Source organism: Rhizobium sp. 0TCS1.26 (genome assembly GCF_050455525.1).
Lineage (GTDB): Bacteria > Pseudomonadota > Alphaproteobacteria > Rhizobiales > Rhizobiaceae > Neorhizobium.
This window is the reverse complement of sequence record NZ_JBCIYV010000005.1, coordinates 58,854-74,667: the sequence shown is the minus strand read 5'-3', so window position 1 is coordinate 74,667 and position 15,814 is coordinate 58,854. Positions and strand designations below refer to the sequence as shown.

13 protein-coding genes are annotated in these 15,814 nt (G+C 60.9%); 3 read left to right on the top strand and 10 right to left on the bottom strand.

Annotated elements, in window-relative coordinates; all coding sequences use genetic code 11:
• Both AAIH46_RS20005 and AAIH46_RS20000 read right to left on the bottom strand, forming a co-directional pair.
• Positions 1-1,929: an AMP-binding protein gene (locus AAIH46_RS20005; RefSeq protein ID WP_430307830.1), complete on the bottom strand. Its 1,929-nt coding sequence runs from the start codon at positions 1,927-1,929 to the stop codon at positions 1-3.
• An 81-nt stretch (positions 1,930-2,010) separates the two neighbouring features.
• Positions 2,011-2,670 carry a YggS family pyridoxal phosphate-dependent enzyme gene (locus AAIH46_RS20000; protein ID WP_430307829.1) on the bottom strand — a complete coding sequence of 220 codons (660 nt, stop codon included), beginning with the start codon at positions 2,668-2,670 and terminating at the stop codon, positions 2,011-2,013.
• Between the two features lie 163 nt (positions 2,671-2,833).
• Between AAIH46_RS20000 and leuS the strand changes: the two genes are divergently transcribed.
• From leuS to holA, 3 genes are read left to right on the top strand one after another with little or no spacing between them, the layout of a single operon-like run.
• Positions 2,834-5,467 (top strand): leucine--tRNA ligase, encoded by a 2,634-nt coding sequence (gene leuS, locus AAIH46_RS19995; RefSeq protein WP_430307828.1) that lies wholly within the window; start codon positions 2,834-2,836, stop codon positions 5,465-5,467.
• Positions 5,457-5,981: an LPS assembly lipoprotein LptE gene (lptE, locus tag AAIH46_RS19990; RefSeq protein ID WP_430307827.1), complete on the top strand. Its 525-nt coding sequence runs from the start codon at positions 5,457-5,459 to the stop codon at positions 5,979-5,981. The genes leuS and lptE overlap by 11 nt, the downstream gene beginning before the upstream one ends.
• A complete protein-coding gene (holA, locus tag AAIH46_RS19985; protein WP_430307826.1) occupies positions 5,981-7,024 on the top strand; it encodes a DNA polymerase III subunit delta in 1,044 nt (347 codons plus the stop codon). The genes lptE and holA overlap by 1 nt, the downstream gene beginning before the upstream one ends.
• A 41-nt stretch (positions 7,025-7,065) precedes the next feature.
• On the opposite strand, the gene AAIH46_RS19980 is transcribed toward holA, so the two are convergent.
• From AAIH46_RS19980 to hemE, 8 genes are all read right to left on the bottom strand, one after another.
• Positions 7,066-7,947: a ParB/RepB/Spo0J family partition protein gene (locus AAIH46_RS19980; protein WP_430307825.1), complete on the bottom strand. Its 882-nt coding sequence runs from the start codon at positions 7,945-7,947 to the stop codon at positions 7,066-7,068.
• A 20-nt stretch (positions 7,948-7,967) separates the two neighbouring features.
• The gene (locus tag AAIH46_RS19975; RefSeq protein ID WP_430307824.1) at positions 7,968-8,759 is read right to left on the bottom strand and encodes a ParA family protein; all 792 of its coding nucleotides are present in this window, start codon (positions 8,757-8,759) and stop codon (positions 7,968-7,970) included.
• Positions 8,760-8,779: 20 nt separating this feature from the next.
• Positions 8,780-9,397, bottom strand: coding sequence for a 16S rRNA (guanine(527)-N(7))-methyltransferase RsmG (gene rsmG / locus AAIH46_RS19970; protein WP_430307823.1), 618 nt, complete (start codon positions 9,395-9,397; stop codon positions 8,780-8,782).
• Positions 9,394-11,271 carry a tRNA uridine-5-carboxymethylaminomethyl(34) synthesis enzyme MnmG gene (gene mnmG, locus AAIH46_RS19965; RefSeq protein WP_430307822.1) on the bottom strand — a complete coding sequence of 626 codons (1,878 nt, stop codon included), beginning with the start codon at positions 11,269-11,271 and terminating at the stop codon, positions 9,394-9,396. Before mnmG ends, rsmG begins: the two co-directional genes overlap by 4 nt.
• Positions 11,272-11,308: 37 nt before the next feature.
• Positions 11,309-12,619 carry a tRNA uridine-5-carboxymethylaminomethyl(34) synthesis GTPase MnmE gene (gene mnmE, locus AAIH46_RS19960; RefSeq protein WP_430307821.1) on the bottom strand — a complete coding sequence of 437 codons (1,311 nt, stop codon included), beginning with the start codon at positions 12,617-12,619 and terminating at the stop codon, positions 11,309-11,311.
• A 64-nt stretch (positions 12,620-12,683) separates the two neighbouring features.
• Positions 12,684-13,949, bottom strand: a complete 1,266-nt coding sequence (rho, locus tag AAIH46_RS19955) for a transcription termination factor Rho (protein ID WP_430307820.1) — start codon at positions 13,947-13,949, stop codon at positions 12,684-12,686.
• 170 nt (positions 13,950-14,119) lie between these two features.
• Complete coding sequence (gene hemJ, locus AAIH46_RS19950; protein WP_430307819.1) at positions 14,120-14,662, bottom strand: protoporphyrinogen oxidase HemJ; 543 nt, start codon at positions 14,660-14,662, stop codon at positions 14,120-14,122.
• Positions 14,659-15,693 carry a uroporphyrinogen decarboxylase gene (gene hemE, locus AAIH46_RS19945; RefSeq protein WP_430307818.1) on the bottom strand — a complete coding sequence of 345 codons (1,035 nt, stop codon included), beginning with the start codon at positions 15,691-15,693 and terminating at the stop codon, positions 14,659-14,661. The genes hemJ and hemE overlap by 4 nt, the downstream gene beginning before the upstream one ends.
• Between the last annotated feature and the right edge of the window lie 121 nt (positions 15,694-15,814).

Sequence of the window (15,814 nt, the reverse complement as noted above, 5' to 3'; positions counted from 1 at the left end):
TCAGCCCGTCGGTGCTGGAGCATGCATATAGCCGTTCCTTTCCAGGATCTCGGCAATCTCATCGAGCACTGCTGGATCCTCAAGCGTTGCCGGCATCTTCCACGGCAGCCCGTCGGCCATCTTCTGCATCGTGCCGCGCAGGATCTTCCCGGACCGGGTTTTCGGCAACCGCTTGACGATCATCACCGTCTTGAACGCTGCCACAGGACCGATCTGCAGCCGGACAAGATCCACCACCTCCACAGCGATCGTTGGCGGATCGCGCGCCACCCTGTTCTTCAGCACCAGGAAGCCGCAGGGGATCTGTCCCTTCAACGGGTCCGACACACCGATGACGGCGCACTCGGCAACATCCGGATGCATGGCGCACACTTCCTCCATCGCGCCGGTGGAGAGACGGTGGCCGGCGCAGTTGATGATGTCGTCGGTGCGCGCCATGACAAAGACATAGCCGTCCTCATCGATTATTCCTGCATCGGCCGTCTTGTAGTAGCCGGGAAACTCCGCCAGGCACGCTGCCCGGAACCGCTCGTCGGCGTTCCAGAAGCTGACGAGGCAACCCGGCGGCAGCGGCAACCTGATGACGAGGTTGCCGAGCGTGCCGGCCGGCTGCGAATGACCGGCATCGTCGACGACCTCGACGGAATGGCCCGGCATCGGAAGGGTCGGTGATCCGTACTTGAAAGGCAATGCCCCAAGGCCGATAGGATTGGCGGCGATTGCCCAGCCGGTTTCCGTTTGCCACCAGTGATCGACCACCGGCACCTTCAACATCCGCTCGGCCCATTTCAGTGTTTCCGAATCGGCCCGCTCGCCCGCGAGGAACAAGGCCTTGAGGCCGGAGAGATCGTGAAGGCCGACGAGATCGCCGTCCGGATCGTCGCGGCGGATGGCGCGGAACGCGGTCGGCGCCGTGAACAGCACCTTCACGTCATGTTCGGCGATCACCCGCCAGAATGCGCCGGCATCCGGGGTACCGACCGGCTTGCCTTCGAAGACGACTGTCGGATTGCCGGAGAGCAACGGCCCGTAGACGATGTAGGAGTGTCCGACCACCCAGCCGATGTCCGAGGCTGCCCAAAACGCCTCGCCAGGCTTCACACCATAGATGTTACGCATCGACCAGTGGAGCGCCACCATGTGCCCGCCATTGTCGCGCACCACGCCCTTCGGCCGGCCGGTCGTTCCCGATGTGCAAAGGATATAAAGCGGGTCCGTCGCGGCCAGAGGTTCGCAGGCTATCTGCGTGCCGGCCATCTTCTCGGCCCTGATCGCCTGCCCCAGATCCAGATCGCCGCGGTCCGGCCAAAGCTCTGCCGGCAGCTGTTCGCGCTGAAGGATCAGGCAGTGGTCCGGCTTTGAACCCGCCAGATCCACCGCGCGGTCAAGCAGCGGCTTGTAGGCGATGACGCGCCCCGGCTCCAGGCCGCAGCTGGCGCTGATCGCTACCTTGGCCTGCAGATCGTCCAGTCGCGTCGCCAGTTCGTGAGCGGCGAAACCTCCGAACACCACCGAATGCACCGCGCCGATGCGGGCGCAGGCAAGCATCGAGAAGATCGCCTCCGGCACCATCGGCATGTAGATGACGACACGGTCTCCCTTGGCAACGCCGAGGTTCTTGAGAACCGCCGCAATCGCCTGCACCTCTTCCAGCATCGCATCGTAGCTGAAGATCTTCTTCTCGCCCGTCAGCGCGCTATCGAAGATCAGGGCCCGCTCGGAGCCGCGCCCGGCGGCTATATGCCTGTCGAGGCAATTATAGCAGGTGTTGGTCTCACCGCCGACGAACCACCGTCCATACACGCCGAGATCCGGGTCGAAGATACGGTCCGGCGGCTTGAACCATATCAGTTCCGTCGCAGCCTCGGCCCAGAATCCTTCCGGGTCGTTCTGCCAGTGCTGATAGACCGCTTGATATCGGCTTTCCATCTGCTCCTCCCAAAGCTTTGCGCCAACTTAGGAGGATGCCTGGGAGTGTTGAAGCCCGACCAAGGGTGCAGGCGAAATCTATCAGCGGTGCCCGAAGATGGCGGACCCTACCCGCACGCTGGTGGCACCCATTCCGATAGCAATCTCGAAGTCACCGGACATGCCCATCGACAACTTCTGCAGGCCGCATTCATCGGCAAGCTTGGCGAGCAGCGCAAAATACGGTCCGGGATTGCCCTCCGCCGGCGGGATGCACATCAGCCCCTCGATCTCAAGCTCAAGCTCCCGCCGGCAGAAATCGACGAAAGCCACCGTCTGCTTCGGCTCGATGCCGGCCTTTTGTGGCTCCATGCCGATGTTGACCTGGACGTAGAGCTTCGGATGACGCGCCTGTCTGGTCATCTCCTCTGCCAGGGCCCTGGCGATCTTTTCCCGATCGACAGTCTCGATCACGTCGAACAGGGCGACGGCGTCAGCCGCCTTGTTCGACTGCAGCGGCCCGATGAGATGCAACTGGATGCCGGGTGTCTCGGCCTTCAGCTCCGGCCACTTGGCCTGGCTCTCCTGCACGCGGTTCTCGCCAAAGATCCGCTGCCCCGCTGCGATGACGGGGCGGATCGCATCAGCATCGAAGGTTTTCGACACAGCAACAAGCGTGGTGGAACCGGGTGTGCGTCCGGCTTCGCGCTCAGCCGCTTCGATCCTGTGGCGTACCTCTACCAGGCGCTCCTCGACCGTCATGCTTTTCATCCTCGCCATTGCTCTTGTCACGCGATTACCGGCACATCACATGAAAGCCAAGCGCCGATCGGTGAACTTGCACCGGAGTGGCCTCAAAACTTGACGCTTCCTGCCATTCGTGGTGAAGGTCAACCATCTTATTCAGACCCGGAATTTCATTGAAATGGCGAGCGAACGTTACAATCCGCGGGATGCCGAACCCCGTTGGCAGCAGACCTGGTCGGAGGGCAAGACCTTCGAGACCGACAACAGCGATCCCCGCGACAAGTACTACGTGCTCGAGATGTTCCCCTACCCGTCGGGGCGCATCCACATGGGCCACGTGCGCAACTATGCGATGGGCGATGTGGTTGCCCGCTACAAGCGCGCACGCGGTTTCAACGTTCTCCACCCGATGGGATGGGATGCATTCGGCATGCCGGCCGAGAACGCCGCCATGCAGAACAAGGTTCACCCGAAGGACTGGACCTACCAGAACATCGCCACCATGCGGACCCAGCTGAAATCGTTGGGTCTGTCCCTCGACTGGTCGCGCGAATTCGCCACCTGCGACGTCGAATATTATCACCGCCAGCAGTACCTGTTCCTCGACATGATGGAAAAGGGCTTGGTCTACCGTAAGCAGTCGAAGGTAAACTGGGATCCGGTCGACCAGACGGTATTGGCCAACGAGCAGGTGATCGACGGCCGGGGCTGGCGCTCCGGCGCGCTCGTCGAGCAGCGCGAACTGACCCAGTGGTTCTTCAAGATCACCGATTTTGCCGAGGATCTTCTGGAAGCGCTGGACGGTCTCGACCAGTGGCCGGAAAAAGTCCGGCTGATGCAGAAGAACTGGATCGGCCGCTCCGAAGGCCTGACCATTCGCTGGGAGCTCGGCGATGAAAGCCGGGCGAAGGCCGAATGCAACGAGATCGAGGTTTACACCACCCGGCCTGACACCTTGTTCGGCGCCTCATTCCTCGCCATTTCGGCCGATCACCCGGTTGCCAAGGCGCTCTCCGTCGACAACCCACAGATCGCGGAGTTCTGCGAAGAGTGCCGCCGTCAGGGCACGTCGCTGGCAGCTCTCGAAACCGCCGAGAAGAAGGGCCTGGCGACGGGTCTGACGGTCAAGCATCCTCTGGATCCTGCGTGGGAACTGCCGGTCTACATCGCAAACTTCGTGCTGATGGACTACGGCACGGGGGCGATTTTCGGCTGCCCGTCCGGCGACCAACGCGACCTGGATTTTGCCCGCAAGTACGACCTGCCGGTCGTGCCTGTCGTGATGCCGGCTGACGGCGACGCGACGAGCTTCACCGTTGGTGACGATGCCTATGTCGGCGACGGCGTGATGATCAACTCGCGCTTCCTCGACGGGCTGTCAACGGACGATGCATTCGATCAGGTCGCCACCCTGCTGTCCGATCAGCAACTCGGCAACGCACCGCAGGCCAGCCGCAAGGTGAACTTCCGCCTGCGCGACTGGGGCATTTCCCGCCAGCGCTACTGGGGTTGCCCGATCCCCGTCATTCACTGCGAAGTGTGTGGCGTGGTGCCGGTGCCGAAGAAGGACCTGCCGGTCAGGTTGCCGGACGATGTGACCTTTGACGTGCCGGGCAATCCGCTCGACCGTCACGCCACTTGGCGTCACGTGTCCTGCCCGCAGTGCGGAAGCGACGCGCGGCGCGAGACGGACACGATGGATACGTTCGTCGATTCCAGCTGGTACTATGCGCGCTTCACCGCGCCGTGGGAGGATGCACCGACCAATCCGGCCATCGCCAATCACTGGCTGCCGGTGGACCAGTATATCGGTGGCATCGAACACGCGATCCTGCATCTGCTGTATTCGCGCTTCTTCACCCGAGCCATGCGCGAGACCGGCCATGTGGGCGTAAGCGAACCGTTCAAAGGACTGTTCACCCAGGGCATGGTGGTCCATGAGACCTACCGGCAGGGAAGCGGCCAGACCGGCCAGTGGGTCGCTCCGGCCGAGATCCGCGTCGAGGACGTCGATGGCGGCCGCAAGGCCTACCTCCTGTCGACCGGCGAGGAGGTGGCGATCGGCTCCATCGAGAAGATGTCGAAGTCGAAGAAGAACGTCGTCGATCCGGACGATATCATCGCGTCCTATGGTGCCGACACGGCGCGTTTCTTCGTGCTGTCGGATTCTCCGCCGGATCGCGACGTGATCTGGTCGGAAGCCGGCGTCGAGGGTGCCCATCGCTTCGTCCAGCGTGTCTGGCGTCTGGTATCGGAAGCCGTGCCGGCATTGCGGGCCGTGTCGGCAAAACCCGCCACGCAGGGACCGGCGCTGGCAATCTCGCAGGCCACCCACAAGACGCTCCAGGCCGTGCAGGGCGACTACGACAAGCTGGCCTTCAACAAGGCCGTTGCCCGGATCTACGAACTGGTTAACACGCTGGCCTCGCCGCTCACGCAGGCCGCCAGTGGCGAGGCCGACGAGACCCAGCTGAAGGCGCTGCGCAATGCCGTGGAGATCCTCATCCAGCTGGTGGCTCCCATGACGCCGCACCTGGCCGAAGAGTGCTGGATGGCGCTCGGCAATCCGGGTATCGTCGCCGAAGCCGCATGGCCGGTGTTCGATGCGGCGCTGGTCGCCGACAATGAGGTCACGCTGCCGGTGCAGATCAACGGCAAGAAGCGCGCCGAATTGACAATCGCCCGCGACGCGGATCAGAATGCCGTACAGCAGGCCGTTTTGCAGCTTGAGGCGGTTCAGTCGGCACTGGCCGGGGGCCAGCCGAAGAAGATCATCATCGTCCCACAGAGGATCATCAACATTGTCGTTTGAGATCTCGCGCGTCATCCGGCGTGTCAGCCGCGTCTTCCTGGTTGCAGCTGCCGTCACTTCCTTGGCGGGCTGCCAGGTTCGTCCGCTCTATTCTTCCGTGGACGGAGCAGGCCCGAAGCTGGCCGCCGTGAAGATATCGCAGCCCCGCGATCGCGTGGAGCAGCTGGTTCGCAACCACCTTGTCTTCCTCACCAACGGTGGGGCAGGGGAGCCGGCGCATGCCGACTACCAGCTGCAGCTGTATGTCACCTCGGTGCGCGCGGACGTTCTGGACGAGCAGGTGGCACGCAACACACCGACCCGAGTTACCGTTTCGGCCACCTTCAGCCTCACCCGGGTCAGCGACGGCAAGGTGCTGAAGACCGGGGCGCGCTCGATCACATCGTTGGCCGACGTGGGGCTCCAGGAATTTGCCAAGCTTCGCGCCTACCGCGATGCAGAAGATCGGGCCAGCCGTGAACTGGCTGAGTTCCTGCGCGGCGAGATGGCGACCGTTCTTGCTCGCAACGGCTGATGGCGGAGATAAAGGCACATGAATTCGACCGCTTTCTGCCGAAGGCGGTCGACCTCTACCGGATTTTCCTGATCTACGGTCCGGACCGCGGCCTGGTGTCCGAGCGGGCGGCGGAAATCGCTGCAAAGGCCGGCGCCAAACTGGACGACCACTTCTCCTATACGCGGCTCGATGTCAGCGATCTCCAGGGTGATCCCGGCCGGCTGGTGGACGAGGTCAACTCGCTCGGCCTGTTCGGTGGCTCGGGCCTGATTTGGGTCAAGGGCAGCGGACCGGAGAAGGTGATGGCCGACGGCCTGCAGGTGTTGACCAGCGGGCCAGCGCCGGAGAACCGGCTGATCATCGAAGGCGGAGACCTGAAGAAAAGCAGCCTGCTGCGCAAGCTCTGCGAGCAGGCGAAATTCGCGGTCGCCATTCCCTGCTACGCCGACGACGTCAGGGCGCTGAACGGGCTTGTCGATCAGGAGCTGGCGGCCGAAGGTCTGCGCATCTCGTCGGCCGGCCGCGAACGGCTGCTCGAAGCGCTTGGCGGTGACCGGGTAGCGTCTCGCAACGAGATCCGTAAGCTCGCGCTCTATTGTCGGGGCGGCAGTGTGGTCGAGGAGGAGCATGTCCTCGACATCATCGGCGATGCAAGCGCGATCTCGACCGACGATGCCGTAGATTGTGTCCTGAAGGGCGACGTCGCGGGTCTGCACCGGGCGATCAACAAGATCGTCACGTCCAGGACGCCGATCTTCCTGGTACTGCAGTCCTGCCTCAAGCAGTTTCAGCTGCTGGATTTGATGCGTGCCGAGATGGATGAGAAGCGCGCCGCCGTTCCGCAGGTCATGCAGACCATGGGACGGCACATCCATTTTCGTCGCAAGCCCTTGTTTGAAAAGGCGCTTTCCAGCTGGCGGGCTGACGGACTGGCGCGTGAGACAAGCCGTTTGCAGGGCGCCATCCTGCAGTCACGGCAGAAACCGGCGCTTGAAGATACGGTCGCCTTCCAGACCCTGCTCGCGACGGCACTTCAATCGGCGCGCGCCAACGGGCGATAGTCACTAGATATGATGGTCTTTCGTCAGAAGAGCAGTCGATCCTAACGACGCTCCAGCAGCCGGCAGATATCGTCGAGCTGATCCAGCGATCGGTAACTGATGCGGATCTGGCCGCCGGTACCCTTGTAGCTGATCTTGACCTCGAGACCCAAAGCATCCGACAGCGTCCGCTCCAGAGCAAGCGTATCGGAATCCTTCTCCTGTGCACGCAGGGCCGACTGCGGCTCGTTCTGGGCCTTGATGTCGTTCTGCGCCAGTCGTTCCGCATCGCGCACCGACATACCCTTGGAGACGATCGTCTTGGCCAACATTGCCGGGTCGGACGTGGAAACGAGTGCACGTGCATGGCCTGCCGACAGATCCCCGACCGACAGCATGTCGCGAACCGGTTCGGGAAGCTTCAAGAGCCGAAGGCTGTTCGCCACATGGCTGCGGCTCTTGCCGATGATCTCGCCCAAATCGTTCTGCGTGTAGCCGTGCTCGGCAATGAGCTGCTCGTAGCCCAACGCTTCTTCAAGCGGATTGAGATCCGAGCGCTGGACGTTTTCGACGATCGCAATCTCAAGTGCCGTACGATCGTCCACATCGCGAACGATGACCGGGATCTCGACGAGGCCCGCCAGCTGGGCGGCGCGCCAACGCCGCTCGCCCGCAATGATTTCGAAGTCGGATCCGCGCGGACGGACAACAACCGGCTGAACAATGCCGTGCTGCCGCAGCGAGCTGGCGAGATCCTGCAGCTCCTCTTCCTTGAACATCCGGCGCGGGTTTCGCGGATTGCGCAGGACATGCTCGATTGGCACCATCCGATCGGCGCTCACGGCCTTGGACGGCAGATCACCAACCGGCGCTGTCTGGTCCATCTCTCCAATGAGAGCCGCGAGCCCGCGCCCCAGCCGTCGCTTGGAACTATCTTCGCTCATGTTCTTCAACCCTTAGAAAATCAGGCAGCCTTGCGGCGCCGCTCGCGTTGGATCACTTCCGACGCCAACTGCAGGTAGGCCTGGCTTCCGGCGCATTTCAGATCATAAAGGATAGCCGGCTTACCATATGACGGCGCTTCCGAGACCCGGACATTCCGCGGGATCAGCGTATGATACACCTTGTCGCCCAGATAGGACCGGACGTCGTTCACAACCTGCTGGGCGAGGTTGTTGCGCGCGTCGAACATCGTCAGGACAACTCCCTGGATATCGAGGCGCGGATTGACCGTCTGCTTTACCTGGTTGACCGTATCGAGCAACTGGCTCAGCCCTTCGAGCGCAAAGAACTCACACTGCAACGGAACCAGAACGGAATGGGCAGCGGCCATCGCGTTGACAGTCAGAAGATTGAACGAGGGCGGGCAATCCAGCAGGATGTAGCTGAACCGGCGGGCTTGCGCCGTCTCTAATGCGCGGCGAAGTTTGAATGCGCGGTCGGCATCACGTCCGATTTCCATCTCCAAGCCCAATAGATCCATCGTCGAGGGAACGATGAACAGGTTCGGCACGGCCGTCGGAACAGCGGCCTGCTGAATATCACTCGTTCCCATCATCACGTCGAAGGATGAAAGCTTCCGATCGCGCCGATCGATGCCGAGCCCGGTGCTCGCATTGCCCTGCGGATCCAGATCAACGATGAGGACGTTCTCGCCGATCGCGGCAAGCGCCGTCGCCAGATTGATGGCGGTGGTCGTCTTACCGACTCCGCCCTTTTGATTGGCGATGGTTATGATGCGATTGGTCTCGTACATTGAGCACCTGCTTGGGAAGGTCAAACCTTGCGGTGCAGCTTCGAGATTTCGAGAATGACGGAATCATCTTCAACCGCACTGGCATGTTGTAACAGATCGAATTCCCAGCGACTATTCGCTTTAACGATCTCAGTCTGATAATCCCGGCCTTTGTGAAGGTAAGCGACGGTATCCGGGCGGTCTCTCATCCACGGACTGCAGTAGTCCAGGAGTTGCGGCAACTCCGCCAATGCTCGCGCGGAGATGCGATCACATTCAGAAATCGTCTGAGCTGCAGATTCGATTCGGACAGGGTGGACCGAGCCGCGTCCGCCGGTCTCCATCAGCGCAGTTCGGAGAAACGATGCCTTCTTCTGGTTGCTCTCGACAAGATGCACCCAGCCATTTCCGAGTTCGGCAAGGAAGATCGAGGTGATGATGCCGGGAAACCCGCCTCCAGATCCGAGATCGACCCAGGTTAGGGGCTTTGGCGAGAGCTGGAAGATCTGCGCACTGTCGGCAATATGGCGCTGCCACAGATCATCCTTGGTTGAAGGGGCAACCAAATTGATTGAACGCGCCCATTTTGCGAAGAGAGCTGAAAAGACTTCAAGCCTTTCCGTTGTTTCACGTGAAACACTTATTCCGTTCAGTTTCATGCGAGGACTCGCGACAGGCGATCTTGCGCGTCCGCCTTCTTGACTAGAGACAGGATCAGAGCAAGTGCGGCCGGCGTCATCCCGTCGATCTTTGCAGCTTGCGCGATGTTTGAAGGCGCCGCATTTGTCAGCTTAGCCCTCAGCTCGTTCGACAGCCCCGACAGACGGTTGAAGTCGAACCCAACTGGTATCGCTCTGTTCTCGTCTTTCTGCACGCCCGCTATGTCGATGCTTTGTCGCTCCAGGTAGACAGAATAGCTTGCTTCGATTTCCAGCGCCTCCGCGACAGCAGGCCTTAATGAGCCGAGTTCAGGCCAGACCCTGCGCAATACAGCCAAATCAATCCCGGCGTGGGAGAGAAGGGTATAACCGCTTCGGCGCTGGCCATCCTGATTGAGATGGATGCCGTGAACCTGTGCCTGGTTCGGTGTCATGCTGAGATCCGCCAGCAATGCGCGCGCCGTTCTCAGCTCGCTCTCATACTGTTCGAAACGCGTGCGGCGCGCATCCTGGACTAACCCAAGCTTAGTCCCGACGGGAGTAAGCCGAACGTCGGCATTGTCGGCCCGCAACGACAGACGATATTCTGCCCGTGATGTGAACATCCGGTACGGCTCGCTGACGCCGCGCGACGTCAGGTCATCGATCATCACGCCGATATAGGATTCAGTCCGGCTGAAGACGTGTGGTGACTGGTCACCCGCGCGTCGCGCGGCATTGAGCCCGGCAACGAGACCCTGAGCGGCTGCCTCTTCATAGCCGGTCGTGCCGTTGATCTGCCCCGCGAGATAAAGGCCCGGCAGCCGCCGGAGCTGCAGGTCCTGCGTCAGCTCTCGTGGATCGACATGATCATATTCGATGGCATAGCCGGGCTGCAGGATTTCCACCTGCTCGAGGCCCGGGATCGTACGAATGAAGGCTTCCTGAACCTCGACCGGCAGCGAGGTGGAGATGCCGTTCGGGTAAACCGTGTGGTCCGAAAGACCTTCAGGTTCGAGGAAAATCTGGTGACCATCCCGCTCCCCGAAGCGGACGATTTTGTCCTCGATCGAGGGGCAATAGCGTGGACCGACCCCGGTGATCTGTCCCGAATACATCGCCGAGCGCGTGATATTGTCGGCAATGATCTTATGTGTGGCTTCGGTTGTGCGGGTAACACCGCAGGCGATCTGCCGGTTGGTGATCCGGTCAGTCATGAACGAGAAGGGAACCGGGTCCTCGTCAGCTTCCTGCTGACCGATACGGTCCCAGCCAATGGTGCGGCCATCTAGACGAGCAGGAGTGCCTGTCTTCAGACGTCCCAGCGCTACACCCGCCCGTTCCAGGGTTCCAGACAATCCGAAGGATGGCGCTTCGCCAACGCGCCCGGCCGAAGTCGTCTCGTTGCCGATATGAATAACGCCGCGCAAGAAAGTCCCGGTGGTCAGCACCACGGATCGGCAGGTGAAGGTGCGGCCATCTTTCATGATGACGCCGGACACTACACCTTCCGACTGCTCCAGATCAAAGGCATCGCCTTCGATGACGGTGAGATTGGGACATGCGGCTATCTCAGCCTGCATCGTCTCACGGTAGATCTTTCGATCGGCTTGAGTCCGCGGACCCCGAACTGCCGGGCCCTTCTTGCGGTTTAGTAGACGGAATTGGATGCCGGCGGCGTCTGCCACCCGTCCCATCAGGCCGTCGAGAGCGTCAACCTCACGAACCAAATGGCCTTTGCCAAGGCCGCCAATCGCTGGATTACAGGACATCACTCCGATTGTCGCGCGGTTGTGCGTAACCAATGCGGTCTTCGCACCCAGCCGCGCCGCTGCGCTTGCAGCTTCGCAACCCGCATGCCCGCCACCTATCACGGCTACATCGAAATCGTTCATCGTCATCACCAACTGCTTCAGCAGTGTTTCACGTGAGTCATTTACCGATACAGAACTCGGAGAAGATCACATCCAGGAGATCTTCAACATCAACGCGTCCGGTAATTCGGCCAAGCGCCATCGCAGCCAACCGAAGGCTTTCCGCGCGGATATCAAGTTCGGCACCAGATAACGCTTCTGCAAGGAAATTGGAAGCCCGCGTCAGGTGTTCGACATGGCGCATGCGTCCGGCACCCAGTGAAGCAATGGAGTTCCAAGCCAATTCGACGCGGGCCAGGATTTCCTTCCTTACATCGTCCAGACCGACGCCCGTGGAGGTCGACACTACGAAATCAAAAGCGTCTCGGCTCCAGGGATGCAGATCACTCTTCGTACCGATACGAAGAGTGGGAATATTGAGTTCATGCCCCACCGACCATTTCGTGTCCGAATCGATCTCGGTGAGCGCCAGTAGAAGATCAGCTTTCTGAGCGGTACCAAGGGCGCGCCTCACACCTTCTCGCTCGACCACATCTGTGGTTTCGCGCAGGCCGGCTGTATCCGACAACCGGACGAGAAAGCCCTGAAGATCAAGCTCAACCTCGAGGACGTCGCGCGTTGTGCCGGCGATCTCGGTCACAATCGCCACATCCCGTTTCGCGAAGGCGTTCATGAAGCTGGATTTGCCGGCGTTGGGAGGCCCGATGATGACAACCTTGAAGGCATCACGCACGGCATCTGCCTTTTGGGTCGCGTCGATCTGCAGAGCTATCTCGCGCTGCACCTGAGCAACGTCCGCCCAGACTTGCTCGGAGACGGAGCCTGGGACGTCGTCTTCGTCGGCGAAATCGAGCTCCGCCTCGATCAGGGCCCGGGCCTTTGTAAGACGATTGGCCCAGGCTGCATAGCGGGTTGAGAGACCTCCAGCGCTCTGCTCGATGGCAAGCCGCCGTTGCATCTCGGTATCGGCCGCGATCAGATCACCCAGCCCTTCCACCTCGACAAGATCCATCTTTCCATTATCGAAGGCCCGATGCGTAAATTCTCCAGCCTCCGCTAGCCGCAGACCGAGGTGGGACAGTTCAGCAGACACGGCAGCCACCACGGCACGTCCGCCGTGCAGTTGCAGTTCGACACAGTCCTCTCCCGTGAAAGATCGTGGACCCGGGAAGGAAAGCACCAGACCTTTGTCGATCAAGTCTCCGTCCCGGTTTCGAACGGCTCGGAGCAAGGTTGCTCTCCGTTTGGGAAGGTCTCCAGCCAGTCGGCCGACAGCGTCGAAAGCAGCAGGTCCACTAATGCGAACGACCGCCACCCCGGAAGGTGGCGGTCCGCTGGAAAGCGCGAATATGGTGTCTGAGCTCATCATCCGATGGACGATCCTGAATCCGGCTAATCAGTAGCTTCGAGCCAAAGGTGACTCCGGCTATCGATCAGGTATTCATGGAGTCGAAGAAGTCGCCGTTATTCTTCGTCTGCTTCAGCTTGTCGATCAGGAACTCGATTGCATCGGTTGTGCCCATCGGCGCGAGAATGCGGCGCAGGACAAAGATCTTCTGCAGATCCTGGCGCGGCACGAGCAGGTCTTCCTTACGTGTACCGGACTTGAGGATATCCATCGACGGGAAGATGCGCTTATCGGCAACCTTGCGATCAAGGACGATTTCCGAGTTGCCGGTGCCCTTGAATTCTTCGAAGATCACTTCGTCCATGCGGCTGCCGGTGTCGATCAGGGCCGTGGCGATGATTGTCAGCGAGCCGCCTTCTTCGATGTTACGGGCCGCACCGAAGAAGCGCTTGGGACGCTGCAACGCGTTTGCGTCCACACCGCCGGTCAGCACCTTGCCCGACGACGGAACGACCGTGTTGTAGGCGCGACCGAGACGAGTGATCGAATCCAGCAGGATGACGACATCGCGACCGTGCTCGACGAGACGCTTGGCCTTCTCGATCACCATTTCGGCGACCTGGACGTGACGGACGGCCGGTTCGTCGAAGGTCGAGGATACTACCTCACCCTTTACCGAACGCTGCATGTCGGTGACTTCCTCGGGCCGCTCGTCGATGAGCAACACGATGAGGTAGCATTCCGGATGGTTGGCAGTGATGGAGTGAGCAATGTTCTGCAGCAGAACGGTCTTACCCGTGCGCGGCGGAGCGACGATCAGACCGCGCTGGCCCTTGCCGAGTGGCGCCACCAAATCGATGACACGCGCCGACAGATCCTTGGACGTCGGAATGTCGAGCTCCATGCGGAAGCGATCATTCGGATAGAGCGGCGTCAGGTTGTCGAAGTGGACCTTGTGGCGGATCTTTTCCGGATCATCGAAATTGATCGTGTTGACCTTGAGAAGAGCGAAATAGCGCTCGCCTTCCTTGGGTCCGCGGATCGGGCCTTCAACCGTATCGCCGGTCTTCAGCGAGAAACGGCGGATCTGCGAGGGGGAGATGTAGATATCGTCCGGACCCGGCAGGTAATTGGCATTGGCGGAACGCAGGAAGCCAAATCCATCCTGGAGCAGTTCGACCACGCCCTCGCCGATGATCTCGACATCCTGGCTGGCCAGAACCTTGAGGATCGCGAACATCAGTTCCTGCTTGCGCATGGTGCTCGCGTTCTCAACCTCCAGCGACTCGGCGAAGGTCAGCAAATCAGTCGGGGACTTGCTCTTGAGTTCTTGAAGCTTCATTTCAGCCATGAAGGGGGACCGTCTTGGAATTGTGAGGGAAATTGGCGTGTCTGTGGAACTGGCTTCCGCGGAAAGCACGGAGGTCTTTGAATTACACACGAGCCACGAGAGAAGAGGTGGCGCTGAAAATAGCGAGTTCATCGCAAGGCCGCAAGGGGGCAGCCGACAAATCGTCGCCGTCAGAACGGCTTGACGACGACCAGGATGACGATCAGCATCATCAGAACGGTCGGCACCTCGTTCATCATCCGCCAGTAGCGCGCCGGCTTGCGCGGGCCATCGGCAGCAAACTGCCGGACCGCCCGGCTCTGATGCACATGTGCCATCGTCAGCAGAACGACGAGCGCGATCTTGGCATGCAGCCAGCCGCCCTGAAAGCCGTAGACCGACCAGGCGAGGTAGAGGCCGAGCACCCAGGTGATCATCATCGCCGGGTTCATGATCACCTTCAGCAGGCGGTATTCCATCACCTTGAAGGTTTCGGACTGGGTGGAGCCAGGCTCTGCATCGGTGTGGTAGATGAACAGGCGCGGCAGGTAGAACAGTCCAGCCAGCCAGGCGATAACCGCGATCACGTGAAACGCCTTGATCCACAGGAAGAAGTCGTCCGGCCGCAGCACCGCGATCGCCGCCAGCATTGCTGCAAAACCGCACAGCGCAATGCCGGCCCGTAGTGCTGCGCGGCGCCCAGGTCGACGATCGGTCTGCTTCTCCGCAGTCATCGATGCATTCCGCGAACGCGATCGACCAACTGGGTGACGTGATCGGGATCGGCTGCCGGCGTGATGCCATGGCCGAGGTTGAAGACGAGTGGCCCCTGACCGAGCGCCTCGAGGATGGCATCGATACCCTCGTCGAGAGCTTTTCCGCCGGAGACCACGCGCATCGGATCAAGGTTTCCCTGGACCGGTCCGTCCTTCTGCAAATCCTTTGCGAAGCTGAGCGGCACCGACCAGTCGAGGCCGATCATGTCGGCACCCGTCTTCTGCCGGTAGGTCGCAAGTTGGAGGCCTGCGCCCTTGGCAAAGGCGATCACCTTGGCCTGGGGCCGCCTGGCTTTGACGGAGCGAATGATCCGCGCCACCGGCGCGACGGCATAGGCCTCGAACTCGGCTTCGCCCAGCACGCCGGCCCAGGAATCAAAGATCTGCACCGCATCCGCGCCGGCATCGATCTGTGCCACGAGGTAATCGGCCGACAGATCCGCAAGCACCGCAAGCAGATGCGCGAATGCCTTCGGGTGCCGGTAGCCGAACAGTCTGGCGGGAGCCTGATCCGGTGTGCCGTGGCCGGCGATCATGTAGGTGGCAACCGTCCAGGGCGCACCACAGAAGCCGAGGAGGGTGGTTTCGGCGGGCAGCTCCGCGCGGATCTGGCGGACGGCCTGCATCACTGGCGCGAGATGACCTAGAACCCCTTCCGGAGCCAGGGCCATGATCGCATCCTCGTCGATCGGATCCATCCGAGGTCCGGAGCCTTCAACAAAGTGCACGTTCCGCTTCAGCCCGTCCGGGATCACCAGGATGTCTGAAAACAGGATCGCGGCATCGAAGGCATAACGCCGGATCGGCTGGAGGGTTACCTCGGTTGCCAGATCCGGCGAATAACAGAGATCGAGGAAGCTGCCGGCTGCTGCGCGGGTCCTCCGGTATTCCGGAAGATATCTGCCTGCCTGTCTCATGAGCCAGATCGGTGGTGGTGATACGGTCGATCCCTCAAGGACCTCCATCACTTTGCGGCGTACTGCAGCCAAGAGGACGTCCCCCTAAATAAAACAAATGAGATTCTTAGGTTTTTGATTCTTAGAGTCTGTGACTATCAAGGATCCTCGGCTTTGCACAGTCAGAGCGGCATCGGTGCGACATCAGGTCAAC

Coding starts and splice junctions, on each gene's coding strand:
- holA (WP_430307826.1), top strand. CDS start 5,981: ATGGCGGAGATAAAGGCACATGAATTCGACCGCTTTCTGCCGAAGGCG.
- AAIH46_RS20005 (WP_430307830.1), bottom strand. CDS start 1,929: ATGGAAAGCCGATATCAAGCGGTCTATCAGCACTGGCAGAACGACCCG.
- mnmG (WP_430307822.1), bottom strand. CDS start 11,271: ATGAACGATTTCGATGTAGCCGTGATAGGTGGCGGGCATGCGGGTTGC.
- rsmG (WP_430307823.1), bottom strand. CDS start 9,397: ATGAAACTGAACGGAATAAGTGTTTCACGTGAAACAACGGAAAGGCTT.
- AAIH46_RS19980 (WP_430307825.1), bottom strand. CDS start 7,947: ATGAGCGAAGATAGTTCCAAGCGACGGCTGGGGCGCGGGCTCGCGGCT.
- AAIH46_RS20000 (WP_430307829.1), bottom strand. CDS start 2,670: ATGACGGTCGAGGAGCGCCTGGTAGAGGTACGCCACAGGATCGAAGCG.
- rho (WP_430307820.1), bottom strand. CDS start 13,949: ATGGCTGAAATGAAGCTTCAAGAACTCAAGAGCAAGTCCCCGACTGAT.
- leuS (WP_430307828.1), top strand. CDS start 2,834: ATGGCGAGCGAACGTTACAATCCGCGGGATGCCGAACCCCGTTGGCAG.
- AAIH46_RS19975 (WP_430307824.1), bottom strand. CDS start 8,759: ATGTACGAGACCAATCGCATCATAACCATCGCCAATCAAAAGGGCGGA.
- hemJ (WP_430307819.1), bottom strand. CDS start 14,662: ATGACTGCGGAGAAGCAGACCGATCGTCGACCTGGGCGCCGCGCAGCA.
- mnmE (WP_430307821.1), bottom strand. CDS start 12,619: ATGATGAGCTCAGACACCATATTCGCGCTTTCCAGCGGACCGCCACCT.